The following is a 25,116-nucleotide window of genomic DNA, read 5'->3' on the forward strand; positions in this document are numbered from 1 at the left end:
GGGTTTAAGAATGTCATCGACGCGTCGTGAACGAAAAGGCCAGTTGGTGTGGCTTGGCGCTTGGGTGCTGGCAACTGTGCTAAGCACGATTGCGGGACCGTTTGGCACTCATGACGCTTTGACGCCCGGACTTAGGTTGATCTATTGGGTGGGGGTCATTGCGCTGTCAGTGTTCGGATCAGCGCTAGTGCTGTACGCGGCAAAGGGCGCGCCTGTTTGGAAACACATCGCGCTTTGGGGCGGTTTTGTTATTGCTCTTTCAGCGCTTATTCACGCCTTGAACAGCTGGGTGTTCCCAGAGTGGCGCGGCGCGGGCCAGCTGTTGTACCTGAGCGTGATCATCGCGGTGACTGTGCTGGTCGTGCATGGCGGGGTCGCCTTGGCACGGTATGTTTTTATACCACAAGCTGAGATGCCAGTGCGTGATCCAGAGGCGGCGTTTCTGCGGCACCTTCCGCTGGACCGGCGCGGCCCGCTGATCAGGATCGAAGCGCAGGATCATTACTTGAATGTGGTAACCCAGAAGGGCAGCGCGCTTGTGCTGCTGCGCCTTCAAGATGCTGTTGCCGCGCTGCAAGCTGCAGATGGGTTGCAGGTCCATCGATCACATTGGGTCGCCACAAATGCCGTCGCGCAGCACCGCCGTGTCCAAGGGCGCGATTTCTTGGTGCTCAAGTCGGGGGAAGAAATCCCTGTCAGCCGGAGCTTTCGACCAGCGGTGATAGAGGCGGGCCTTATCTAGGCGGGCACGGGCACCATCGTGCCTTGCAGGATCGCAATCAGTTTCTCTTGGCCGTTCTCAACCGCAAATACTTCCGATGTGACCACGCACAGCCGTTTGCCGGGCTTAATCAGCTTGCCAATCGCGATCAGCCGGTCGCCGCGCGCGGGTGCGATCAGGTTTATTTTGATCTCGGCCGTGACGACCTCCATGTCCAGCGGCAGACTGGTCAAGGCAGCATAGCCAGCCGCACTGTCGCCGATAGAGAACGTCAGGCCCGCATGACCGAACCCCTGCTGTTGAAGCGCGATTGGCAAAATGGGTGCTTCAATTCTGACAGTGCCAAGCGACACTTCCGCTAGTGTGGCCCCCAAGGTTGCCATCATGGATTGCGCATCAAAACTGGCGTGAATTCGGGTCTTTATCGCTGCGTCCATGTGGTGCTCCTTTTGCGCCAAGCTGGCATATTCCGAAGAACATGCAAACGTCTATCGCGGCATTGGCACAGCGGTGGGGTGAGGCCCCGTAAGAATGGCGCAGGCCTGCGGCGACATAAGCGAGCGGAGTGGATCCGCGCTTGTCCTCAACCCGCCGGTATAGGTGCCGTAGGCAGGCAAGATCAGGCGGGTATCATCATAGACGAACGCAGGCCGTGAGATGTTTCTCCCCTTTAGGCTTAACGCGGCTTTGGGATGGTAATGCCCCGAAACCTCGCCCTGCGCGCCCTGTGTTGCGATGTGCCGGAAAACCAATGCGTCTTGTTTAAACTCGCTCAGATGTGTCCCGCCAAGTTCTACAGGGCCGGGGTCGTGGTTGCCTTCGATCCAGACCCATTTGCGGCCAGCTTGCAATCGGGCGATCCAAGCACGCTCGTCGGCAGGCAAAGCTTCTGCCGCGCCTAAGTCATCAAAGCTGTCACCCAATGTGATAACAATCTGCGGATCACAGCGTTCAAGATCATGCGCCAGTTTGGTCAAGGTATCGCGCGTCTCATACGGGGGCAACGTGGTGCCACCGCGCCGCGCGATGCGCTCGGATTTCCCCAAATGCAGATCGGAAATACACAGCAACCCGTGCTCGGCCCACCAAAGCGCGCCAGAGCCAAGCGCCGTCAACCGCGCGCCGGACAGAGAAAAATCATAGCCTAAGTTCATGCTTCGTTCATGGGGTATTGATGCGCCAACTGCAAGAGGGATGCAGGCGTCACCATTGGCCGATAGGCTGACGCTATGAGTATTTGTAAAAGGGTGAAGCCGAAGGCGTTCACGCGCCGTTAACGACGCAGAGATTATGCTCACAGTGCGGTACAGGCTGGAGAGCCGATGGCCGTAAAGGGTGAAGGCGTCTTGGAAGGGCTATTGTGTCTAACCGGGACGTCTTCCGATCTTCACCCTTTTAAAAATACTCAAAACCCGCGCGTTGCAGCCTTTTGAGGGGGTCGTGTTTACCACCCGACGCGCCACCGGGGTTTGTCCGAAGGGGCGGGCGTAATATTGGCCAGTCCTGATGCTTCCATCAACCGGGCAGATTCCCTCGCAAGCAAGCGTTCTTCTGCTTCGCCCTTCACCGGGACGCGCCCCATCTCTAGAAACAGGGGGGCTGCAAGGGGGCTGACTTTGGGCAGAATCCTATGATCGATCCGGCCATCAATGTGGGCGAGCATCTCTTGGATCCTGCCAAAGTCGACCAAGCCGCGCAGGGCTTCTTGGCGGGTGATGTCGAGCATGAGATGGTCGGGGTCGTATTTGCTAAGCGTGTCGTAGAGGATATCGGAACTGAACGTTGCCTGCCTGCCAGACTTGCGGGCCTGGGGTGTGTTGCGTTCGATCAAGCCTGCGATCGCGGCAGAGGCGCGGAAGGTTCGTTTCATCATGGCATTGCCAGCCAGCCATGTATCCAGCCCGTCTTGTAGCGCCATCGGATCGAGTAAAGGGGTGGGGTCCGTAACCGGATCAAGGCCCCAAATCAATGTGGCGTAATCCGTTGCGACAAAGCCGAGGGGGTGCAGACCAAGGTCCTCCATCCGTTTGGTGAGCAGCAGGCCAAGCGTTTGCTGCCCGTTGCGCCCCGCAAAGCCGTAGAACACGGTTTGCGCATGCCCGTCATGGGGGAAGCTTTCGATCAACAAGCGGCCGGGCTGCGGCAACTGGCTGACCTCGCGTTGCAGGGTCAGCCACTCTGCCGTGTGATCTGGTAGTTCGGGCCAGCTGTCTTGGGTGAACATCCGCTGGACCCGTGCAGAAAGCTGCGTTGAGGTGGCGAATTTCGTGCCCATGAACGATGCGATGCGCGGCTTTTTGGCGGAGTCGCGGCTGACCTCGACGGTCATTTCGCGCAGGCCTTCGTATTTCACGATCTGGCCGCCGATCAAAAATGTGTCGCCAGCCGTAAGGGACGCGGCAAAGCCTTCTTCGATCTCGCCCAGCGGTTTGCCGCCACGGTTGCGTTTCATGCGGACTTTGAGGGTGTCGGTGTCCTGAATAGTGCCGATGTTCATACGGATGCGCTGGCTGCTGCGGGGATCACGCAAAGACCACAGACCGTCCCTTTGCGCGAGCCGTTGCCATTTGTCGTAGGCCCGCAAGGCGTATCCGCCGGTCGCGCAAAAATCGAGACAGGCGTCGAATTCCGCTCGTGTCAGGGTGGCATATGCCCCGGCAGAGATCACTTCGGTAAACAGCGCATCTGCGTCAAACGGGCCTGCGCAGGCCGCGATCAGGATATGCTGGCACAATACGTCGCGGGGGCCGAGGCCGCGCGGTTCTCCGTCCAGCTCGCCATCCAACACGGCCTCGAGTGCGGCGACGCATTCGACGACTTCGAACCGGTTGGCGGGCACAAGCAGGGCCTTGGACGGTGCATTGTATCGGTGGTTGGCGCGTCCGATGCGTTGGACAAGACGTTTCACATTCTTGGGCGCGCCGATCTGGATCACCAGGTCGACATCACCCCAATCGATGCCCAGATCAAGGCTGCCGGTGCAAACGATTGCCCGCAGATCGCCGCGTACCATTGCGGCCTCGACACGTTCGCGCTGTGTACGGTCGAGAGAGCCGTGATGGATACCAATTGGCAGGCTGTCGTCATTTGCCAGCCACAGGTTGTGAAAGAAAATCTCGGCCTGTGCGCGGGTGTTATGAAAAATCAGCGTCGTGTTGTGTTGGCGGATTTGATCAAGAACGGCGGGAATCGCATAGGCCGCACCGCCACCAGCCCAGGGGGGTGCCTCGGCTGTGCGGAGCATTTGAATGTCGGGGGGTGGGCCGGGGTCGGCCAAGAGGATGGGGCAGTGATCTGGGTGCCGGGCCATGAAATGGGCGATGGCAGCGGGGTCTTCAACCGTGGCCGACAGGCCCACACGTTTCAGATCGGGGCATAGTGTTTGCAGCCGCGCCAAGGCCAGCATCAGCTGATCGCCGCGTTTGCTTTCGGCCAGCGCATGGATTTCGTCAATCACCACACGTTTCAGGCCTTTGAACATGCGCGGTGCATCCTCGTAGGAGGTGAGCAGGGCGAGGCTTTCGGGGGTGGTCAGCAGGATATGTGGAGGGTCCGCGCGTTGGCGGCGTTTGCGCGTTTGCGAGGTGTCGCCGGTGCGATCTTCGATGCGGATCGGCAGCCCCATTTCGGTGACCGGCGTGGTGAGGTTGCGTTTGATATCAGCGGCCAGCGCCTTGAGCGGGGAGATATAGAGCGTGTGCATCCCTTCGTGATCGCCATCGGCCAGATCGACAAGGGTGGGCAGGAAACCGGACAACGTCTTGCCGCCGCCCGTGGGGGCGATCAGCAGCAAGGCCGGGGCATCTGCACGGTCGAGCATGTCTTGCTGGTGGGGGTGAACCGTCCAGCCTTTGCTCGCGAACCATTGGGTGAATTGGGGCGGTAAAGAATGCATGGTGTTTAGATAGCATGGGTCTGCTTGGGGGCCAGCCTTGTCGCAGAATTCGAGTGGGGGCCAGCCCCCACACCCCCGGAGTTTACATGGCAAAATGAAATCAGGGGCGAGGCTTGAGGTTCTTGATGGCTGTTTGGATGAGTTCGGGGAGCGCTGTGTTGGTGCCCGTTGGGGCCGCGTCGAGGGCGCTGGCGACGTCTTTGACCAGAATACCGATGGTGTTGTCGGGGGCAAAGCCGTCGCGGGCGAATTCGATGTCATCAAAACCGGATGCGAACCAGTTCTGACCCGAGGACGTGTGGATCAGGTTCAGGAGCTTGCCCTCGTCCAGACCTGATTGATCGGCCCAGTCCAGTACGAGCCGGGTCATTGCGGTGTTGCTGGCGGCGAGCAGGTTGTTGAGGACCTTGGCCTGCATGCCTGCGCCATACGCGCCCATATGATGGAAATGCTTACCCATTGCGTTGAACAGTGGCTGTGCTGCGTGCAGATCATCGCTGTCACCGCCCAGCATAAAGCTGAGCCGCGCCTGTTCAGCGGCGATTTGCGCGCCAGACATAGGTGCATCTATCAGCGTGATGTGAGACGGCACACGGTCGCGCAGACCCAGCACATATCGGGGGCTGAGGGTGGAGCATAGGATGATGCGGCGCAGGCTGGGAATGGCGGTGAAATTCTGATCCCCAAACAGAACCGCATCGGTTTGATCAATGTCGCGCACGACGGTGATCAGGGTATCAAGGTCTTCGGAGAAGACGGCGATGTCGTCGGTGATGTGATCCACCTCGGACGGCACCACGTCGTACCCGCGCGCGGGCAGGTCGGCCGCGCGCAGTGCAGCCAACATGGGCGCGCCCATGCGGCCACAGCCTGCGATGCCGATCAAAGACCGCATTGCATCATTTCGCGATGTCTTCTTCGTCGATGAACATGTTGGCCCAGGCACGGTCCATCAGGTCGGGGGTCATTTGGTAGGGTATTCCTTCGAAGTCGCAGATGGCGATGATCTGGTCGATCAAGAACACCGGCTGATAGTTGGCAAAGCTGTTGTCGATCGTGGGGTATTTGGTGTTGAGCAAATGGACCACCGTGGCTTCATCCAAAGGCATCTTGCGGTTTTTTGCAACCATCGCAAAAATCTTGAGGAAGTTTTTCTGGTCCGGCCCGTCGATCTTGATCTTGAAGAAAATGCGGCGCAGGGCGGCTTGGTCGAAGATTTCGTTCGGGTGGAAGTTGGTCGAAAAGATCACCAGCGTGTCGAACGGCACCTCGAAGTTTTCGCCGGACTGAAGGGCAAGGATATCCTTGTTTTCTTCAAGCGGGACAATCCAGCGGTTGACGATGCTTTGGGGGCTTTCTTTCTGGCGGCCAAGGTCATCGACGATGAAAATACCGCCGGTTGCTTTTAGCTGAAGCGGGGCCTGATAGGTGCGGGCCGTGGGGTTATACACCAGATCCAACATATCAAGGGACAATTCCCCGCCGGTGATAACCGTGGGCCGTTCGCATTTCACATAGCGGCTGTCATAGCTGGTGATGCGGCGCAGGGCATTGGGGTTCTGTTCCTCGGGCGCGATGGCGCAATGCACGATGGGATCATAAACGGTGATCACCTGCGCGGCATATTCGATTGCGCGCGGCACATAGATTTCGTCGCCGAGGGCGGCGCGGATGCCGTTCGAGATGCTGGATTTGCCATTGCCCGGCGGGCCATACATCAGAATGGACCGACCCGCAGACACAGCAGGCCCCAGATTGCCAAGCAGTTCGTCAGGCAACACAAGATGACCCATTGCACGTTCAAGCTGGGTGCGGGTGATCTGCATGTTGCGCACGGATTGGCGTTCGACTTGTTCGCGGTAGACATCAAGCGGGACAGGCATCGGGCCGAAATATTCGGACTGCGCCAAGGCGTCGAGCGCGCGTGATTTGCCCAGATCCGTCAGCTGGTATCCCATTTCGGCGCTATTATTGGCGTTTAATGTGCCCGTCGCTTCGACCAGGCGTTGGTCGCGGGCCATGTCGATCAATTCTTGGGTGACCTGCACCGGCAAGCACAGCGCGTCGGCGGTTTCGCTGACCTGTGTCACGTTCTTGCGGAACATGGTTTTGATCATGATATCGCGCATCATGACCACGGGCAATTTCATGTCTTGGATGGTGCGTGGCGGTGGTGGTGCCATCACAGCAGAGGTTTGCACATTCATGACAAGGCCCTTTAGATCAACGGATCGGATTTCGCGATCTGGTTAACGGGCGAATATGGCGTAAATCAGGCCCCGAAACGCGCACCAAGGATCAAATAGATGGCAAGGGTAGGGCCAAGGGCCAAGCCCATCGGGAATTTCTTGCTTTGGTCCCAGCTGGTCCAGTGGGGCACCATCTTGCGGATCGGGGTGTATTTGGCACCGCGGTGGGTGGCGGCAGCAGCCAGAATTGTGGCCATAAGCAGTGCAAGCATAAGACGCAGATCACCCAGGGCGACAAAGGGAACAGCGGCAGCAATAAATTTTGCGTCGCCCGCCCCCATGACCCCGGCAGCGTTCAGAAAAATGCCGACCACCAACGCGATTGCCATCGCCAGCAGGTGCCAAAGATAGGTTTCAAAGGGCAGCGCAATCGGGCCGATCACCACGAAAACCGCCGCCAAAGCCAACACCGTCGGGTTCGTTATCCGCATCGACGCCATATCCGTATAGGCCGCATAGAGGCACAGGGGCACGACGAAGGGCAGGAACCATAGGGCTGCGTAAACGGTGATCGACATCACCGGTTAGCCCGAGTTTTCCAAAGCACGCAGTGACCGAACGGCGGTTTCAAAATGCTGCGGATGGGTGCTGATGGCGTCTTGCAACAGGCCTTTGCCGGTTTCGACATCGCCTTTCTTGATCGCTGATAGGGCGAGCGTGTGCAAAAGCTGCGCGCGTTCTGTTTGGTCCATCTCGATCGGGGGGAGCGAATATTCGCGCTGCGCGCCACGGGCAAGAACCAGATTGTTCTTGGCGGTAAACAGGGTCGGGTCCTGCCGGATCGCGTCGCCGAACAGGCGTTCGGCCGCTTTGTATTCGCCGCGGGTCAGTTTGGAATAGCCCCAGTTGTTCATAACCGACGCGGGCTGCATGGTCAGGCCGATTGCGATTTCGTAAAAGCTGTCGGCCTTTTCCCATTCCTGCTTGCTGTCAGCGACAATCGCCTCAAGCCGGTAGCGGTTATAGGTTTCATGGGTCGGGGGCACTGTGTCTAATGTCTTTTCAGCCTTTGCCCAATCGCCAGAGCGGATCAGCGCGTCGGCATAATCAACACTGTCATCCGGTGTCGCGTCTTCCATTTTGACGATCTTTGCCCAAACGCTTGCCGCTTCGGGATAGCGTTTTGCACGGACCAAGGATTTCGCCAGTCCACGTTGGATTTCGATCCGGTCGGGGTTTTCCTGCGCGGTGCGGGAAAAGTAGTTCACCGCCTCGTTCGGATCCGCGACGGTCAGCATCACATCGTTAAGGTTGGTTTCATCAATGACATTCACATCTTGAAATGCACGTGAAACGGCGTTGTCACCAGACTTGTCACCACAGCCTGAAACAATAGTCGCGCCTGCAATGCAGGCGGCCAATATAATGGGGTGGCGCATTTGTGCGTCCTTTTACTGCTCTGTCTCGGTCATGGTACTGACCGGATCAGGAAGTCACCCGAACCGCGCCGCACCAATTTATAATCGTCTTCTTGATTTTGGATCGTAACAGAGTTTTCTGTTTTTGCGAGTGCTAAGCGTAAATTGTCGCGGATTGCGTCACTTTCGCCATTGTCGAGCGCATAAGCCTTACGAAACGTAAGCTTTGCTTCGGCCAATTTGCCACGCTCCATCAAAACCACGCCCAGATTATTCCATACCTCGGGCTGGGTGGCGTCTTTGGCCACTGCCTCGCGCAGCAGCTTTTCGGCTTGTCCCAAGCGCCCCAAACCCAGATTGGCACTGCCCAGACCAGACAGGATTTCGGCACTCAGTGTGGTCGCCAGTGCCGCGCGGTTAAAGGCGCGGATGGCCAGCTCGTATTCTCCGGCAGCCATCAGACGATGCGCCACTTCGACCCCGTCTTCGGCATCTTTGCGCATGTTTACGCCGGGGGCAAACGGGCTGGGGTCGCTGCGCTGGCCCCCTAACGCAGGAAAACCGCCCGGTGAACAGGCGGTTAATCCGGTGGCAACTGTCAGGCAAAGCACAAACGCAGCGCTGCGTTTGAGACTTTGGCATATGATCATCTTGTACCTGCGCCCAGCTGTGTAATTCCCAGTACGGACGGCGCTACGAGGATAAGTAGCAAAGGCGGTACTGTCAGCATCATAGTGGCAAGGGTCATCTTGGTTGGCAACTTGTTTGCGGCCTCTTCGGCGCGCATCACGCGTTTATCGCGCATCTCTTCTGCATAGACCCGCAGGGCATCGGAAATGGATGTACCAAAGGCGGCAGATTGAACCAGAACGGTCACAAAGGACGAAATATCCTGAACGCCGCACCGTTCGCCCATATCGTTCAACACGGTGATCTTGTCCTTGCCGGCCTTCATTTCATAGGCGACGACTTCGAATTCTTCGGCCAATGCGGGGTAAGAAGCGCGCAGCTCGCTTGCAACGCGCACGATAGATTGATCCAGTGATTGCCCTGCCTCGACGCAGACCAGCATCATATCCAACGCGTCGGGAAAACCACGGGTGATCTGTTCTTTGCGTTCGGCCGCGCGTTTGGTCACCCAGTAGCGGGGCAGGTAATAGCCTATGCCGCCGGGGCCGACAGTATAAAGCATCATCTTTTGGGTTGTCAGACCTTCGCCGCCACCCAGAAAGTTGACGTAGACAACCCCGATCACCAGCCCCGATATACCAAGGATCATCTGGGCAAAGTGGAAAAACCGCACCGCATCGCGCGAGGAATAGCCCGCTTGGCGCAGCATCAACTCTTTGGCGCTAAGCTCTTCCAGGTTTTCCGGCTCAAGAAACTTGGCGAATTTCTGAAGCTGCTCATTCCGGTCAGACTGCCGCAGACGTTGTTGCGAGGACCGAGGCGCAGACGCGGTGGATTGGCTGCGCTTCAGTTTGGTTAACGGGTCTTCCGGCTGGCGAAGGATCATCAAAACGGTCCCGCCGATCATCATCAGCCCCATAACGCCCAGTAAGATGATCCACCCAAGCGGGCCCATCATGTTATCAATGGTCGAGAAAATATCCACGATAGCCCCCTTTAAACCTTGATGTCTGTCAGTTTGCGCATGACCAACAGGTTCGCGCTTAAGAACACGACGACGGCGATACACCCGGGCACGAACAGCGGGTGGGTCATGACTTCGTCATAGTAATTCGGATCGCCCAGCTTGATCACGATCAATGCGACAATCGGGAATGCCGACAGGAACTTGCCGGACCATTTCGCCTCGGCTGTGATGGCGTTCACGCGGCGGAACAATTTGAAACGGGCGCGGATCACCTTGGCCAGCCCAGCCAGAATTTCAGCAAGGTTGCCGCCTGATTGTTGTTGGATGGTCACGGCCATCGCAAGGAAGCGCAAATCTTGCATATCCAGACGTTCCGCCATGTCTTTCAGCGCCTCGCCGACGTCGCGCCCGTAGGCGGATTCATCCGCGATAATGCCGAATTCTGACGCAAGCGGGTCTTGGATTTCTTTTGCGACGATGGAAATCGCGCTGGAAAACGGGTGCCCGACACGCAGGGACCTGACCATAAGTTCAACGGCATCTGGCAGTTGCTCTTCGATCATGTTCATCCGTTTTTTCGCCTTTGTGGCGACCCAGAAATATACAGCACCGATGCCGATACCGATTGAGATAATCATCCGCACAGGCGGTTCGGTGCTGGTGCCAATCGTCAGGCCAAAGAACGCAACAATCGACAGCCCGGCCATGATCATAACCAACTGCTGCGGCGAGAACGCGATTGCGGCTTTTTGCGCTTTTTCAGCCAGCATGGAATAGATCGGGATCGATTTGCGATCCATGTGCTGCTGCATTTCCTTGCGCAGCTTATCCAGCACCTCTTCGCGACGGGTGCCTTTTTCCAGCATTTCAAGACGTCGGTTCACACGGCTGTTCAGGCTGATGGATTTGCCAAAGGCGACCAGATACAAACCTTCGACCAGCACCAGAACGCCGATAAAGATCAGACCATAGATGATAGGCTCAATGCTCATGACGTGTTCCCTTACTTGACCACAGTGGGTTCATAGATCGAGGACGGCAGATCATAGCCCCACATCTTGAACCGCTCTGAGAAATGGCTGCGCACGCCGGTGGCGGTGAAATGGCCGATGATTTTGTTTTCAGGCGTCAACCCGACCCGCTGGTAGCGGAACAGTTCCTGCATCGAGATCACGTCGCCCTCCATCCCGGTGATTTCCGAGATCGAGGTCATGCGGCGCGAGCCGTCTTGCAGGCGCGAGGCCTGCACGATCAGGTTTACAGCGCTTGATATCTGGCTGCGCACGGCCTTGAGCGGCATTTCAATGCCTGCCATCGCGATCATGTTTTCCAAACGGCTGATACCATCGCGGGCAGAGTTGGCGTGGATCGTGGTCATTGATCCGTCGTGCCCGGTGTTCATCGCTTGCAACATATCGATCACTTCGTCACCGCGGGTTTCCCCCACGATGATGCGGTCCGGACGCATCCGTAGCGCGTTTTTCAGACAATCGCGCGCGGTCACTTCGCCCTTGCCCTCGACGTTGGGCGGGCGGCTTTCCATCCGGCCAACATGGGTTTGTTGCAGTTGCAGCTCGGCAGTGTCTTCGATGGTCAGAATGCGTTCGTCGTTGTCGATAAACGATGAAAGCGCGTTCAGCGTGGTCGTTTTACCCGACCCGGTGCCGCCCGACACGATGATGTTCAGGCGCGTCGCCACAGCCGCTTGCAAATAGGCGGCCATTTCCTCCGAAAAAGCACCGAAAGACACCAGATCATCAATGCCCAGCTTGTCTTTTTTGAACTTACGAATGGATACAAGGCTGCCGTCCACCGCAATGGGCGGCACCATGGCGTTGAAACGTGACCCGTCTTTCAGCCGCGCATCCACGTATGGGTTGCTTTCGTCCACGCGACGGCCAACGGCCGAAACGATCTTGTCGATGATCCGCAGCAGGTGCTTTTCATCTTTAAACGTGACGTCCGTCAGTTGCAGTTTGCCGGCGCGTTCTACGAAAATCTGTTGGGGGCCGTTTACCAGAATATCGTTGACGGTATCGTCTTTCAGCAATGTCTCAAGCGGGCCAAGACCGGTGACTTCGTCATACAGCTCAGAGTTCAGCTGAACCCGGTCTTCGCGGTTCAAGACGATGGATTTTTCGGACAGGATTTCGGCCGAAATATCGTTGATCTCTTGGCGCAGGTCCTGTTCGGTCGCGTGTTCAAGTGCGGCAAGGTTCAGGTTGTCCAAAAGCGCACGGTGAAGCTCCAGCTTTAGCTCGCTCATCCGCTGTTTGCGCTTTAGCTCGCGGTCCTGCGGGGCCGCCGTCGCGGGCGACGCCGCCCGGCGCATTGTGACAGGTTTGATCGCCGGTTGGTCCGCCGGTTTCGGCGGTTCCGCTTTTGCGGGGGCCGCCGGTTTTGTAGGCACTGCAACGTTCGGTTTTTTGTATTTAGAAAACATTGGGCGACTTTCTGGTTTTGCGGACGCTTTGATCGGTCTTAGGCAGCTTTAACGCCGTCGTTCTTCAGCTCGTGAATAGAGGCGGCCAATTTTGCGAATTCGCGGCGCAACGGGCTTTTGGGGGCGGAAATGGCCAAGGGCGTACCATGATCATTAGCCTGCGTTACTTGCTTGCCACCATCGGGAAGCTGCACATCGATTGAGATGCCCAAGCTTTCAGCCAGACGCTTTACGCGGCTTTTTGATGTCAGATCAGTGAACTTTGGCGCGCGGTTCAGGATGAACCGCAATGTTTCAATCGGCAGTTCTTCTGATTGCAGCGCGCGTTTGAACCGCAGGGTATTTTGCGCACAGCGCATGTCCAGCTCAAGCAGGGCGAAATAGACATGTGCGTTGGTCAGCACCGTTTCTGTCCATTGGACCAAGGTCGATGGCATGTCGACAATGACGTAATCAAACTGGTTGCGTGCCACATCAAGAATGCGCTTCACATCTTCGGATGTAATAAGATCAAGCGGCAGAATTTCCGGCGGCGACGTCAAAACGTGAAGCCGCTCTTCGTAGGTCAGAAGCGCCTGACCAAAGCTTTCTTCGTCCATGGTTTCGGTCTCGGACAGCATGTCATAGACCGCTTCACGGGGTGGCAGATCAAGATAGGTCGCGACCGATCCGAACTGAAGATCAAGGTCCAGCAGGCATACTTTGGCAGGGTTTTTCTTGTCCGCTGTGGCCAGTTCCCATGCAAGGTTTACAGCCATCGTCGTCGCGCCAGTGCCACCGGCCAAACCGTGCACAACGATCAGCGCACCATCTTTTTGCGCACCCGAAGTGAGTTGCGCGGTCTGAGGCTCTGGCTGGGGCGCTTGGACGGGGGCCGCGCGCACACGCTCAATGGCCGCTGCCAATTCCCCTTCGGGAAGCGGGTAGGGAACAAATTCATCCGCGCCTTGGCGCAGCAATGAGTGAAGCGAAACCGGGCTCATGTCCTCGGCGATCAGAATGACCTTCAAATCTTGCGCTTTGGCTTGGCTGATGACCTGACCCATCACGGCAAGGTTATCCTCATCCGCCGCATCGACAGCCAGTGCGATGAGCTCAAGGGTTTTGGATTCCGGTTGTCCTAGAAAAGACAGCGCTTCGGCAAAGCTAAGATCGCCCCAGCATTCGCCCAAAGCTCCTTCCATATCTTCGATCAGAAGGTCGAAGTTTTGCACATCACGACTGACCGTGCAGGCGACGATTTGCGGGGCTTCGATCTGTGGCACTGTGCTGGCCATGGCCTCTTTCTTCCTTCCATATTGGGTGCTTGGCAAAGACGTCATGGCAGAGCGCCGGGTTAGACATCTTTGCGGTCGCTTGCGCCGGATCTGTTAACCAGTCGCAATTTGCCCGTTGCACAGGATATCTCAGCGAACTAGGGCGAGATTGGGGCTAAAAAGCTTCTATTGTTGGGTATTTTGAAACGATCATGGGTCGTGCAGCGGATTGGTGATTTCGGCGCGATCCCAGTTACGGCGCACGCCAGTTGGAATGCACCGTCGTTGATTATTCGGTCGCGAGCGCGGTCGTGCTGCCCGTCAACTGTGTTGGTGGCACCGCGCTGGCCACGTAATCGCGGTAAATGATCTGCGCGTATTTCCCGTCCAGCACGGTCGGATGGCGCTTTACGAAACCGTTCACTTCGGTAACGGTTCGCCGGTTTGCACGTTCGCGCCCTTGCGAGACGATCAAGGGCTGTGTTTCGCCAAAGGAAACAACGGCTTCTAGCCGGCTGCGCCCGATGCCTTGCGTCGCAAAAAAGCTGATAACGGCCTGCGCACGGCGCATGCCAAGCGATTTATTATAGCGGTTTGAGCCCACGGCATCGGTATGCCCGTACACGCGGAAACGCACCTCGGGGAATTGGCGTATCCAGTTCGCTTGCTGCCGCAAAGCCGCCTGCGCCGGCCCGTCTAACTGGGCAGAGTTGAACGCGAACGTCACTGTCGATGGCACTTCGCTGGCAAAACGGTTTGCCAAATCAAAGGTGTATTGTTTTTCGCCTGTCATAATCAGACGGTTGTTCAACGTAGCGTCGCCAAAGGTGCCGATATCAGTGATTGAACCCGCTTCGCGGTAGAACTGCGTATACACTGGATCCGAGCTTTGCCCGCAAGCGGCGAGCATCGTAAGGGTTGCGATCAGGCTGGCTGAACCAAGTTTGGCTGTGATCTGAGAATTCATCGCTTTAATCCAGTACGTAGCCGTAAGAGCCACTGAAATCCTGTTTGGCAACTTCGCCTGCAGCACCTTTCGTCGGTGCGCGCGTGCCACCGGTCACCCGTCCGTTAAGGAATAAGTCGCTTTCGGTCGGCGGGGTGATCCGGTCCGTGGGCAGGGCCAAAGCCTCTCCGCGGGTCGGTGTTACCAGATGGGCGGTAATGATGATCACCAGCTCTGTCTGTTGGCGTTGATAGTTCGCGCTGCGGAACAGGGCACCCAACACAGGAACGTCGCCGATCCACGGCAGCTGGCTGGAGGTGTCGGTAAAGTCATCTTGCAAAAGGCCCGCAATGGCAAAGCTTTCGCCATCGCGCATTTCGACCGTGGTCGATGTTTCGCGGCGGGTGAAGGCCGCGATGTTAAAGCCATTGCCCAAAGACACCGAATTTGACGCGTCAATGGCAGACACAGCAGCGTTGAGCTCTAGATTGATCAGATCCTTATCGACGACACGGGGGATAAAGCTCATCTCGACGCCGAAGGGTTTGTATTCGACCGAAACACGGTCATCAGACTGCGACACAGGAACCGGATATTCGCCACCCGCCAGGAATTTCGCCTCTTGGCCGGACAGGGCAACAAGGTTGGGTTCGGCAAGGAAACGCACCGCGCCTTTTTGTTCAAGCGCTTCAAGCAGCAAGCCGACCTGAGTAGAACCGGCGTTAAAGCCGAACAGGACCGCGCCCGCATTGGTATTTGTAGAAGGGGTCGATCCGGCAAGCGAATTGGCAATTGCGCCGGATGTGTTGGTTGTATTGGTGCCGCCGCTCAAGGTGCGACTTGCGGCACCTAGACCGTCCAGCGCCAAAGACGCGCTGAGCGATTTTGAAACCGACCGCTGCATTTCGGCAAAGCGGACTTTCATCATGACTTGCTGAATGCCGCCCACGCTCATCAAATTCGATACGCGTTCCGGTGCATAGCGTTCCGCCAGATCCAGCGCGCGCTGCAAACGCTGTGTCGATGATACTATGCCGGACATGACGATGCCGTCATTCGCTGTGCGCACTTCGATTTTTTCACCGGGAAGGATCTGCCGCAGCCGTTCTTTGAACTCTGAGATGTCCGATGCGACGCGCACATCGACATTCGTGATCAACTGGCCCGCCGCGTCCAACAACGTCAATGTGGTCAGACCGGGGGATTTGCCCAGAACATAGATCGTGCGTTCAGACAAAGACGAAATGTCGGCGATGCCGGGGTTCGCGATGCTAAGCTCTGCAAAGGGGATGTCGCTTTCAACCACAACCGCGCGGTTCATCGGAACCTCAAGTGCGCGGTTCGTACCCTTTTTGACCACGCGCAGGGTATCAGCCTGCACGGCGGTCGGGGCGGCCATCATCACTGGCATTGCACATAGCGTCAGCCCAAAAAAGGCCGCTGTAAATAATTTATCGATTTTCATGTGACCTGCCTTTGTGATCACGCCTCTGGGGTGGGTCTTGCTGCCCGTCGTTTCCCACACCTTGAGCGTATTTGGCCATTTTTGCAAGAATCAATGATGCAACGGTGCAATTTGCTGTGGATTAAGGGCAACATGTGCCTTTAAAGACCAAATGCCGCGCATCATGGCGCGGCATTTGGTTTGATTTACCGAAACTCAGTTTGTGCAGGGGATCGGAATTTCCATAACCTCGGCACCCCGGCGCGTCCGTATTGTGCATACGCGTTCTTTTTCGACTTCTACCTTTGCGGTTTCTGTCTGTATGCCTAATAGTTTGCGTTGGTCGACCTCGATGCTGGAGGCGACTGTGTCATCTTCTGCCCCAACCAGCGACAGCGACAGCTTGCCAGTGGACTGGGCCTGCGCCAATGCGGCGACCTGATCGGGTTTGACCGCAACTGTCACGGTTTGTGCTATCTCGGCTTCGCTGCGTTCGCCGCCCGCACTTTGGTCAATCGCGATCAGTTGAATGCCCGCCTCGATCAGCTTGGTGACATCACCGGATCCATTTTGACTGGCCCCGCCCAAGTTAATGCGGCCGGTCCAATAGACGTCAACGCGGTCACCGGGGCGCAGGAATCCGGAAACGCCGCTGGATGCGTCAACCATGATCGTGAAAGCGCGCGTGCCACGTTCCAGCCGAGATGTCAGACCTGTGTCTTGGCCCGGCTCAGTGACCTTAACGGCCATGATAGCTTCGTCTTTTTCGATGGCACGTAGCACCACGCGCAATTGATCGCTGTTTTCTGGGAAAAGAACGGCAGCGTCCAGAAACGTGCCCTCGGGGATTGCATTTTCAGGCCATGCGACTTGGCGGACATCATCGCGCGTAAGCTGTTGGCCGTATTTCAGGGGTTTATCTGCGACGAAAACATTAACGGTCGGTACGATCTGGGCCAACGCGGCCTGTGCCTGTGCGTTTGCCATTTGGTATTCGCCGATGCGGCCCTTGGCCAGATAGACTGCACCGCCCGCAAGAGCGATGCCCGCCAACAGGACCAGTCCAAATAACATCCGCATGTTGTTTCCCTCGTAAATTCATCCGCCAAAAATATTTCTGGCGTATATCGCGCCCAAGATGCAGGCAAATTATGGCCTGACTATGGAGCAGCGGCGGCATTAATGAGCCGATAGTTTGTTGTGGGGTAATCGGTCGTTTCTAGTAGATATTTGTGGGTCAAGAACCGCCAGGTTTCATGACGATTGTCCGGTCGGCAAGATCGACAGTGCCATCACGGGTGGCGGTAACGATCATGAGCGCGAAGAAGACAATGGCAGCACATAGTACAACCCAGTCAACGGTGATTGCACCGTCGGCCTTGGTGATAAAATTTTTGATTTTATTGTACATGAATGATGCCTTTAGGGGTTAAAATCTCGATCAAATTGGCCGCATCTTATCGTGTAAAATGCGGCCAATTTTTGTCAAAAAATCAAGTTTTTTGCAATCATATCTTGGTGTTAGCTTGTGGGTGCGGCTGGCTTCAGAGTGCCCATGTAAGTTTCGGTGTCGCTTGTCAGTTTAGACGCGCCAGTTTCGATGGACGAGTATGCAGCAACGGCCAGGCCAACAACGGCGGCGGTCAGAACAACCCAGTCAACTGTTACGGCACCGGATTCGTCATTTTTAAAGTTTTTGATAAGTTTCATCATGGTATGTCCCTCCAAGGATCACAAAGAATTTCAATCTCAACCGTGTCGATGTCTGCGGCGCTGCGTCTGTTTATTCAGCGTCTGTCCGACTTGGTATGACGCTATATAGACCCCTGAATGAGGCATGAATTTGGCGTCAATTGTGACATTTGCGCTTTTAGCAACGATTAACTGCAGATTAATTTTACGCGCCTGAATCTAAATGAAAAAAAGTTTCAACTTTTTCTGAATCCCCCGTTCCGGCAGGGTTTGGGGCTTAGATTAAGGCGATTTAGCCACAATCCCTGCCATGATTGGCTGGTTTTTAAAGGTTTTTCATGTGATGTTCGGCCTATCGAGCAGAATAAGCATAAAAAGCAGGCGAAGATGTTTCGATTATTTACGATCTCGCTCATGGCGGGGGTATTGGCGGGGCCAATGCTCTGGGCTGACGCGCCCAAACCTTTCCCACAGTTCGAAGCAAAACGTGTAAAGCCGCCCAAACCGGGAAGCCGAAACAGGATTAACGTCTTCATTGAGCCCCAAGCACCAACCACACCGCAGGTCGTGGCCACGCCATCGGGGGCAATCGCGCCTGCTGCACCGGGGCAGTTCGACTGGTTTTGGGACAAGGTATCGCCCGAGAAAGCCAAATCAGGACCCGGACGGCTAGAGGTCGCGATGACAACGCTTGCCACTGCAAGCAGCAAGGTGCCGGCCCCGCGCATGCAGCAAATGCAACAGATCGCGCAGGCCAACGGGATAGACATCCTACGCTCAACCATCGGAACCAAGGTGTCACCTGCGTTGGTCTTGGCCGTGATTACCGTTGAATCGGCGGGGCGCGCAGATGCGATCAGCGGGGCAGGGGCCCAAGGGTTGATGCAGTTGATGCCAGACACGGCCGCGCGTTTTGGCGTGGATGACAGTATGAAGCCCACCCAAAATATCTTGGGCGGCGTGAAATACCTTGATTGGTTAATGGGCCATTTCGACAGTGACCCCATTCTGGTGCTGGCGGGATATAATGCGGGCGAGGGATCGGTACGCGACCATGCGGGCGTGCCACCTTTCGCAGAAACCCGCGATTATGTGCCCAAGGTATTGGCGGCGTTCCAAGTGGCCAAAGGGCTGTGCCAGACCCCGCCGGAGCTTATTTCGGACGGCTGCGTTTTCGTGGCAATGAAATAGCCCACGAAAAAGGGGCGCAGCCAACCAAGGCGCGCCCCTTTTCTTAATGTCTTGGTCGATTAGACGATTGTGGCTTGGGTCGCTGCACGCAGCTCTTCTTCGGTGACGCCATCGGCGCATTCCACGATCTTCAGCCCGCCTTCAACAACATCCAGCACACCAAGGTTGGTGATGATGCGGTCAACGACGGCTTTGCCCGTCAGTGGCAATGTGCATTCCTTAAGGACTTTGCTGTCGCCGTGTTTGTTGGTGTGATCCATCACAACAACCACGCGGCCAACGCCCGCCACCAGATCCATCGCGCCGCCCATACCTTTGACCAGCTTGCCGGGGATCATCCAGTTTGCCAGATCGCCGTTTTCAGCAACTTCCATAGCACCAAGGATCGCCATGGCAATCTTGCCACCGCGGATCATGCCAAAAGATGTCGCACTATCAAAATAGGCGGTCTGAGGCAGTTCCGTGATTGTTTGCTTGCCCGCGTTGATCAGGTCGGCGTCTTCTTCTCCGTCAATCGGGAACGGGCCCATGCCCAGCATGCCGTTTTCCGATTGCAGGGTCACTTCGACGCCTTCGGGAATGTAGTTTGACACCAGCGTCGGAATCCCGATGCCCAGGTTCACATACCAGCCGTCTTGCAGTTCGAGCGCGGCGCGCGCCGCCATTTGATTGCGATCCCACATATTATGCGCTCCTTACCGTGCGTTGTTCGATCCGCTTTTCATGATCACCCTGAACGATGCGGTGCACATAGATGCCGGGCAGGTGGATCGTGTCGGGGTCAAGGCTGCCTGTCGGGACGATCTCTTCGACTTCGACGATGCAGATTTTGCCGCACATCGCGGCGGGCGGGTTAAAGTTGCGGGCGGTCTTGCGGAAGACCAGATTGCCTGTCGCGTCCGCTTTCCATGCCTTTACGATGGCCAGATCGGCAAAGATGCCCTCTTCCATGATATAGGTCTCGCCGTTGAAATCTTTGTGCTCTTTACCTTCGGCGATGACAGTACCAACGCCCGTCTTGGTGTAAAACCCGGGAATGCCCGCACCGCCGGCACGCATACGTTCAGCCAGCGTACCTTGGGGGTTGAACTCCAGTTCCAGCTCGCCGCTGAGATATTGGCGCATAAACTCGGCGTTTTCGCCCACGTAAGAGCTGATCATTTTCTTGACTTGCTTGGTCTGAAGCAAAATGCCGATCCCGAAATCGTCAACGCCTGCGTTGTTGGACGCAAAGGTCAGATCCTTTGTGCCAGCGTCGCGGATCGCGGCAAGCAGCAGTTCGGGGATGCCACATAGGCCGAAACCGCCAGCGGCAATCAACATGCCGTCGTGTAACACGCCGTCCAGCGCTTCGGCGGCGCTACCATAAATTTTCTTCATTCCGGGTCCTTTCGATAGCGGGGGCATCCCGCGCGTCTCCATGCATATCGACTTCTATGACGCTACGTTTCGCAGGTGTCAAATGTGGCTCAGGCGCACCCGTATGGATGCGCCTGAAAACTGTTTTATCCTGCATGAGAAAGGCGGAATATCCGGCAACCCTGCAATTGATCCGGGCCGCGACGTCTTTCTCAGACGATACGAACCTGTGTGCCAATCGGGGCGATTTCGAACAGTGCTTCGATCATGTGGTTGTACAGACCGATACACCCGTCCGAACTTTGCCGTCCGATCTTGCGCGTGTCGTGGGTGCCGTGGATGAGATAGGCAGGCCAGCCCAGATACATCGCATGGGTGCCCAGCGGATTGTCGGGGCCGGGGGGCATGTATTTCAAATCGGGGTTGCGTTCGATCATGCTGGCGGTCGGGGTCCAGTCTGGGCCAACCCGTTTGCGCATGATCTTGGTGTAGCCGCGTTTGGTCAGCTCGTCACTGCGCGGCACGGATGTCGGATAGATGTTATAGGTCTCGCCGTCACCGCTCCAGAAATGCAGAGCGCGCGATGTTGTATCGGCGACGATCGCGGCCTTGCCCAGATCGTCAAAGTGATCTTGCCAGCGTTGTTGGGTAAAGCTTGATGTGTTGTGGCGTACAGGGTCGCCCTCTCTCTCAGGCTCGGCTGATTGGGCACGAAGAATAGAGGGCATTAATACTGTGGCACCCGCCACCGTCATGAGTTTGCGACGTGAAATCTTCTGCTCGGCCATCCTTGTGCTCCTTATGCTGTGGCATTCACTGCACAGGTGACACTTGGATGGCCAAGCAGCAATTCACGTATTCATGAATTACAATTCGTTCACGAAATGGTTATTCGGCCTTCTTGGCCGGTGCCTTTTTCGCGGGCGCTTTCTTTTTGGCGGCGGGCTTCTTTGCGGCCGGTTTTTTAGCCGCGGCTTTCTTGGCAGGTGCCTTTTTGGTCGCGGCTTTGCGCTTGGCCGGTGACTTGGCCAGCTTTTCCTCGATCAGCTCGACGGCGCGTTCCATAGTCAGATCTGCAGGCTCGACTTCCTTGGGAATGGTCGCGTTGACCTTTTCCCATTTCACATAGGGCCCGTATTTGCCTTCCATGATGTTCACGTCGCCGCCCAGATCAGGGTGTTCACCCATCTCGCGGATCGGTTTTGCGGCCTTGCCCCGGCCACCACGGCTGGCGACCTTTTCGGCCAGCAGCTGCACGGCGCGGTTCATACCCACGGTGAACACTTCGTCCAGGCTTTCGAGGTTGGCATTCGTGCCGCCGCGATCCGACGTGCTGGGCGCGTGTTTAATATACGGCCCGTAGCGCCCAATGTTGGCCCAAACCATAATCCCGTCTTCGGGGTGGGGCCCAATCTCGCGCGGCAAAGACAGCAACATCAATGCGCGGTCCAGCTCAAGCTCCTCTGCGGGCCAGTCTTTTGGCACCGATTGGCGTGGTGGTTTATTGTTTTCTTCGGTGACGGCACCGCGCTGCACATAAGGGCCAAAGCGCCCTTTGAATACGCGAATTTCGTCGCCGTTGTCTTCACCCAGCAATTTGCCATCCGGCGGGATCGCAGATTTTTCCGCCTCGGGGTCAGGCGGGCCAAAGGGGCGCGTATAGCGGCACTCGGGGTAGTTCGAGCAGCCGATGAACGCGCCACCGGACCGCGCCGTGCGCATCGACAAGCGCCCAATCCCGCAGTTCGGGCATAGACGCGGGTCGCTGCCGTCTTCGGTCGGCGGGAACAGATGCGGCTCTAGAACTTCGTTAATCTTCTCGAGCACTTCGGTGATCCGCAGATCGGCCGTTTCAGCAATCGCCGCCGAGAAATCTTTCCAAAAGCGGCTCAGTACGTCTTTGTAATCCGCATCCGCTGCGCTGACTTTATCCAGTTGATCTTCAAGATCAGCGGTAAAGTCGTACCCGATATATTTACGGAAATAATTCTCAAGGAATGCCGTAACCAGCCGACCTTTGTCCTCGGGGAACAGGCGGTTGCCTTCCTTGCGCACGTATTCGCGGTCTTGGATGGTGGTCACTACGCTTGCATATGTCGATGGCCGTCCGATCCCCAACTCTTCCATGCGTTTGACGAGCGTGGCTTCGGTATAGCGTGGCGGCGGCTGTGTGAAATGCTGCTCGGGCGTGACCGAGCGTTTGTCCATTTTATCGCCCTGGCTGATTTGGGGCAGACGTTTGTCGTCCTCATCCACCACATCATCCCGGCCCTCTTCATAGACACGCAAGAAGCCATCGAACTGAACAACCTGACCCGTCGCGCGCAGGCCGACCTGTTCGTCTTTGCTGCCGATTTCGACTGTGGTGCGTTCCAACCGTGCGCTTTCCATCTGGCATGCCAATGTGCGTTTCCAGATCAGATCATACAGCTTGCGCTGATCCGGCTCGGTCAATTTCAACGCGGCTGCATCCTTGGCCATATCGGTTGGCCGGATACATTCGTGCGCTTCTTGGGCGTTCTTGGCTTTGTTCTTGTAGATGCGCGGGGCCGACGGCACGTATTCCGCGCCAAAGCGGTCTTTGATCGCATCGCGGGCCATCGTCATCGCCTCGGGTGCCATGTCGATGCCGTCTGTCCGCATATAGGTAATGTGACCGGCTTCGTACAAACGCTGGGCGGTGCTCATGGTTTGGCGGGCACCCATACCGAATTTGCGGCTAGCCTCTTGCTGCAGGGTCGACGTCATAAACGGTGCCGACGGGTTCCGGCTGGCGGGCTTTGCCTCGACGCTGGTGACTGTCAGGTCGCGGCTGGTAATCGCTTGCACAGCCATTTCTGCCTGGGTTTCGTTGCCCAGATCGAAACGGTCCAGCTTTTTGCCAGCAAGGGTGACTAGGCGTGCTTCGAATTCCTGACCGCGCGGGGTGGCGACCAGTGCTTTCACGCTCCAGTACTCGCGGTTGCGGAACGCTTCGATCTCCATTTCGCGCTCGACGATCAATCGCAATGTCACCGATTGCACACGACCGGCTGATTTCGCACCGGGCAGTTTGCGCCACAAAACCGGGGACAGGTTGAACCCGACGAGGTAATCCAGCGCACGGCGGGCCAGATAGGCCTCGACCAGTGGCATGTCGACCTGACGCGGGTTTTTCATCGCTTCGGTGACGGCGGATTTCGTGATCGCGTTGAAAACCACACGGCTGACCGGCGTGTCTTTCTTGATCGATTTGCGGGCGGTCAGCGCCTCTTGCAGGTGCCAGCTGATCGCTTCCCCTTCGCGGTCGGGGTCAGTCGCGAGGATCAGTTCGTTGTCGTTCTTCAACGCGTCGGCGATCGCTTTTACGTGCTTCTTACTGGCCGATGCGACCTCCCAAAGCATGTCGAAATCATTATCGGGGTCGACCGATCCATCCTTGGGCGGAAGGTCACGTACGTGGCCATATGAGGCTAGAACAGTGTAATTGCTGCCCAGATAAGAGTTGATCGTTTTGGCCTTAGCAGGTGATTCGACGACAACAACTGGCATATATTTCCGTACCTTGGATCAATTGGAATGGGTCTGGCTGTGCTGTGACATGTGGCGTAGCGGGTGTTTTGTCAATGCGCAGGGCGTTTGAAACTGGACAGTCCGTTCCCCCATAGCGGCGGCAGATGCAAGTTGCGCGTGTATCATATTTTAGTGACGGCAAGCCAATAGTGCCGGCGTGATGAATGCGATTGTCGAATGGTTTTGCCGTTAAGTTGTACAGGAGAACGCGCGCAGCTGTGGCATGCGATTTCTCATCCCGCCCGCGAAACCAAACCTCCGGGCTGGCGCAGCACCTGGCCCTCCAATTCAAGGTCAATCAGGGCGGGGGCGACTTTGGCTGGGGCGGCTTTCAAATCGCGGATAAGCTGGTCTTCGGCGATGGGGCTTGGCCCCAAGCGTGACAGAATTTGCATGTGCAGGGCGGCGGTCTCCCTCAGCGTTCTTTGCGAGGTCGCCTGTTTTTCGGCGGGTGCAAGATTAAGCTCTGGTTGAGGGGAGGGGGACGCAGGCAGGCATTCTTTGCCCAAAGCTTCGATCACGTCTGCGGTGTTTCTAACCAACCCCGCACCATCCCGGATCAGCATATTACATCCAGCGGCCCGGGCATCGAAGGGGTGACCGGGCACGGCCAATACATCACGGCCCTGATCCAAGGCATCCCGCGCGGTGATCAAACTGCCTGACTTGGCCGCTGCTTCGACCACGATCGTTGCGCGGCTAAGTCCTGCGATGATCCTGTTGCGGCTGGGGAAATGGCGCGCCATCGGCTGCAGGCCCATCGGTTGTTCCGACACGCGCAGGCCGGATTTTGCAATGTCATGGGCCAGTTGCGTATTCTCGGCGGGGTACATCACGTCGATGCCGCCTGCCTGCACCGCAATGGTCCCTGTGGGAAGTGCGGCAAGATGGGCGGCGGCATCTATGCCGCGCGCCAATCCAGACACCACAATAAACCCGGCCTCGCCCAGACCTTTTGCCAGCGCTTTGGCCATACGCGTGCCCAGTGACGATGCATTGCGTGCGCCGACCATTGAAACGGTTGGGCGGTTCAGCAGATCAATATTTCCCAGCACCCACAAAAAGGGCGGGGCATCGTCAAGCTCTGCAAGGGGTTTCGGATAATCCGCTGTGCCGTGCATGATCAGCCGTGCACCGGCTGCCTTGCCCGCCCGCAGTTCTGCAAGAACAACCCCTTCGGGGCAAACCTCGTAATTTTGGACGCCCGCGGCGCGCGCTACCATTGGCAGCGCGGCCAGCGCATTCTGCGCAGTGCCATGTTCGGTCAGCAGTCGTTTATACGTTGATACGCCGACCCGGCGCGAGCGCAACAAACGAAGACGGGCAAAACTTTCGTCTTCCGAGGTGGGTGGGATTGGGGGGTGAGTGGAAGAAGGATTGTGGTCCTTGTCAGTCATCCCGTGTCTCCGCTTG

At 56.9% G+C, this 25,116-nt stretch carries 24 protein-coding genes; 2 read left to right on the forward strand and 22 right to left on the reverse strand.

Annotated features, from left to right (window positions below):
- Positions 1-10: 10 nt before the first annotated feature.
- Positions 11-742 carry a LytTR family DNA-binding domain-containing protein gene (locus AADJ11_RS04840; protein ID WP_341233402.1) on the forward strand — a complete coding sequence of 244 codons (732 nt, stop codon included), beginning with the start codon at positions 11-13 and terminating at the stop codon, positions 740-742.
- Here the strand turns inward: AADJ11_RS04840 and AADJ11_RS04845 are convergent.
- From AADJ11_RS04845 to AADJ11_RS04925, 17 genes are all read right to left on the reverse strand, one after another.
- A complete protein-coding gene (locus AADJ11_RS04845) occupies positions 739-1,158 on the reverse strand; it encodes a PaaI family thioesterase (RefSeq protein ID WP_341233403.1) in 420 nt (139 codons plus the stop codon). The genes AADJ11_RS04840 and AADJ11_RS04845 overlap by 4 nt on opposite strands.
- A 51-nt stretch (positions 1,159-1,209) precedes the next feature.
- Positions 1,210-1,875 carry a ligase-associated DNA damage response endonuclease PdeM gene (gene pdeM, locus AADJ11_RS04850; RefSeq protein WP_341233404.1) on the reverse strand — a complete coding sequence of 222 codons (666 nt, stop codon included), beginning with the start codon at positions 1,873-1,875 and terminating at the stop codon, positions 1,210-1,212.
- A gap of 290 nt (positions 1,876-2,165) precedes the next feature.
- Positions 2,166-4,616, reverse strand: a complete 2,451-nt coding sequence (locus AADJ11_RS04855; RefSeq protein WP_341233405.1) for a ligase-associated DNA damage response DEXH box helicase — start codon at positions 4,614-4,616, stop codon at positions 2,166-2,168.
- A 100-nt stretch (positions 4,617-4,716) separates the two neighbouring features.
- Positions 4,717-5,511, reverse strand: a complete 795-nt coding sequence (locus tag AADJ11_RS04860) for an NAD(P)-binding domain-containing protein (protein WP_341233406.1) — start codon at positions 5,509-5,511, stop codon at positions 4,717-4,719.
- A gap of 4 nt (positions 5,512-5,515) precedes the next feature.
- Positions 5,516-6,823 carry an ATPase gene (locus AADJ11_RS04865; RefSeq protein ID WP_341233407.1) on the reverse strand — a complete coding sequence of 436 codons (1,308 nt, stop codon included), beginning with the start codon at positions 6,821-6,823 and terminating at the stop codon, positions 5,516-5,518.
- A 65-nt stretch (positions 6,824-6,888) separates the two neighbouring features.
- Positions 6,889-7,383 (reverse strand): prepilin peptidase, encoded by a 495-nt coding sequence (locus tag AADJ11_RS04870; protein ID WP_341233408.1) that lies wholly within the window; start codon positions 7,381-7,383, stop codon positions 6,889-6,891.
- A gap of 6 nt (positions 7,384-7,389) precedes the next feature.
- Positions 7,390-8,244 (reverse strand): tetratricopeptide repeat protein, encoded by an 855-nt coding sequence (locus tag AADJ11_RS04875; RefSeq protein WP_341233409.1) that lies wholly within the window; start codon positions 8,242-8,244, stop codon positions 7,390-7,392.
- 29 nt (positions 8,245-8,273) lie between these two features.
- Positions 8,274-8,873 (reverse strand): tetratricopeptide repeat protein, encoded by a 600-nt coding sequence (locus tag AADJ11_RS04880; protein WP_341233410.1) that lies wholly within the window; start codon positions 8,871-8,873, stop codon positions 8,274-8,276.
- Entirely contained in the window at positions 8,870-9,811 is a 942-nt protein-coding gene (locus AADJ11_RS04885; RefSeq protein WP_341233668.1) for a type II secretion system F family protein, read from the reverse strand. The genes AADJ11_RS04880 and AADJ11_RS04885 overlap by 4 nt, the downstream gene beginning before the upstream one ends.
- Positions 9,812-9,849: 38 nt before the next feature.
- Positions 9,850-10,812 (reverse strand): type II secretion system F family protein, encoded by a 963-nt coding sequence (locus AADJ11_RS04890; protein WP_341233411.1) that lies wholly within the window; start codon positions 10,810-10,812, stop codon positions 9,850-9,852.
- A gap of 11 nt (positions 10,813-10,823) precedes the next feature.
- Complete coding sequence (locus AADJ11_RS04895) at positions 10,824-12,263, reverse strand: CpaF family protein (protein ID WP_341233412.1); 1,440 nt, start codon at positions 12,261-12,263, stop codon at positions 10,824-10,826.
- Between the two features lie 38 nt (positions 12,264-12,301).
- The gene (locus AADJ11_RS04900; RefSeq protein WP_341233413.1) at positions 12,302-13,540 is read right to left on the reverse strand and encodes an AAA family ATPase; all 1,239 of its coding nucleotides are present in this window, start codon (positions 13,538-13,540) and stop codon (positions 12,302-12,304) included.
- A 268-nt stretch (positions 13,541-13,808) separates the two neighbouring features.
- The gene (locus tag AADJ11_RS04905; protein ID WP_341233669.1) at positions 13,809-14,429 is read right to left on the reverse strand and encodes an OmpA family protein; all 621 of its coding nucleotides are present in this window, start codon (positions 14,427-14,429) and stop codon (positions 13,809-13,811) included.
- Between the two features lie 61 nt (positions 14,430-14,490).
- A complete protein-coding gene (locus tag AADJ11_RS04910) occupies positions 14,491-15,930 on the reverse strand; it encodes a type II and III secretion system protein family protein (protein ID WP_341233414.1) in 1,440 nt (479 codons plus the stop codon).
- 195 nt (positions 15,931-16,125) lie between these two features.
- The gene (cpaB, locus tag AADJ11_RS04915) at positions 16,126-16,989 is read right to left on the reverse strand and encodes a Flp pilus assembly protein CpaB (protein WP_341233415.1); all 864 of its coding nucleotides are present in this window, start codon (positions 16,987-16,989) and stop codon (positions 16,126-16,128) included.
- 157 nt (positions 16,990-17,146) lie between these two features.
- Positions 17,147-17,320, reverse strand: a complete 174-nt coding sequence (locus AADJ11_RS04920; RefSeq protein WP_341233416.1) for a hypothetical protein — start codon at positions 17,318-17,320, stop codon at positions 17,147-17,149.
- Between the two features lie 110 nt (positions 17,321-17,430).
- Positions 17,431-17,622, reverse strand: a complete 192-nt coding sequence (locus AADJ11_RS04925; RefSeq protein WP_341233417.1) for a hypothetical protein — start codon at positions 17,620-17,622, stop codon at positions 17,431-17,433.
- 366 nt (positions 17,623-17,988) lie between these two features.
- Between AADJ11_RS04925 and AADJ11_RS04930 the strand changes: the two genes are divergently transcribed.
- The gene (locus tag AADJ11_RS04930) at positions 17,989-18,792 is read left to right on the forward strand and encodes a lytic transglycosylase domain-containing protein (protein WP_341233418.1); all 804 of its coding nucleotides are present in this window, start codon (positions 17,989-17,991) and stop codon (positions 18,790-18,792) included.
- A 59-nt stretch (positions 18,793-18,851) separates the two neighbouring features.
- Here AADJ11_RS04930 and AADJ11_RS04935 read toward each other — a convergent pair whose 3' ends face one another.
- The 5 genes from AADJ11_RS04935 to dprA all read right to left on the reverse strand — a co-directional run bounded on the left by AADJ11_RS04935 (position 18,852) and on the right by dprA (position 25,100).
- Complete coding sequence (locus AADJ11_RS04935; RefSeq protein WP_341233419.1) at positions 18,852-19,475, reverse strand: 3-oxoacid CoA-transferase subunit B; 624 nt, start codon at positions 19,473-19,475, stop codon at positions 18,852-18,854.
- Between the two features lies 1 nt (position 19,476).
- On the reverse strand, positions 19,477-20,172 hold the full coding sequence (locus AADJ11_RS04940; RefSeq protein ID WP_341233420.1) for a CoA transferase subunit A: 696 nt from the start codon (positions 20,170-20,172) through the stop codon (positions 19,477-19,479).
- A gap of 191 nt (positions 20,173-20,363) precedes the next feature.
- On the reverse strand, positions 20,364-20,939 hold the full coding sequence (locus AADJ11_RS04945) for a L,D-transpeptidase (RefSeq protein WP_341233421.1): 576 nt from the start codon (positions 20,937-20,939) through the stop codon (positions 20,364-20,366).
- 100 nt (positions 20,940-21,039) lie between these two features.
- A complete protein-coding gene (gene topA / locus AADJ11_RS04950) occupies positions 21,040-23,682 on the reverse strand; it encodes a type I DNA topoisomerase (RefSeq protein WP_341233422.1) in 2,643 nt (880 codons plus the stop codon).
- Between the two features lie 254 nt (positions 23,683-23,936).
- Positions 23,937-25,100, reverse strand: a complete 1,164-nt coding sequence (dprA, locus tag AADJ11_RS04955; RefSeq protein WP_341233423.1) for a DNA-processing protein DprA — start codon at positions 25,098-25,100, stop codon at positions 23,937-23,939.
- Positions 25,101-25,116 lie beyond the last annotated feature (16 nt).

It is taken from the genome of uncultured Sulfitobacter sp. (assembly GCF_964021855.1).
Lineage (GTDB): Bacteria > Pseudomonadota > Alphaproteobacteria > Rhodobacterales > Rhodobacteraceae > Sulfitobacter.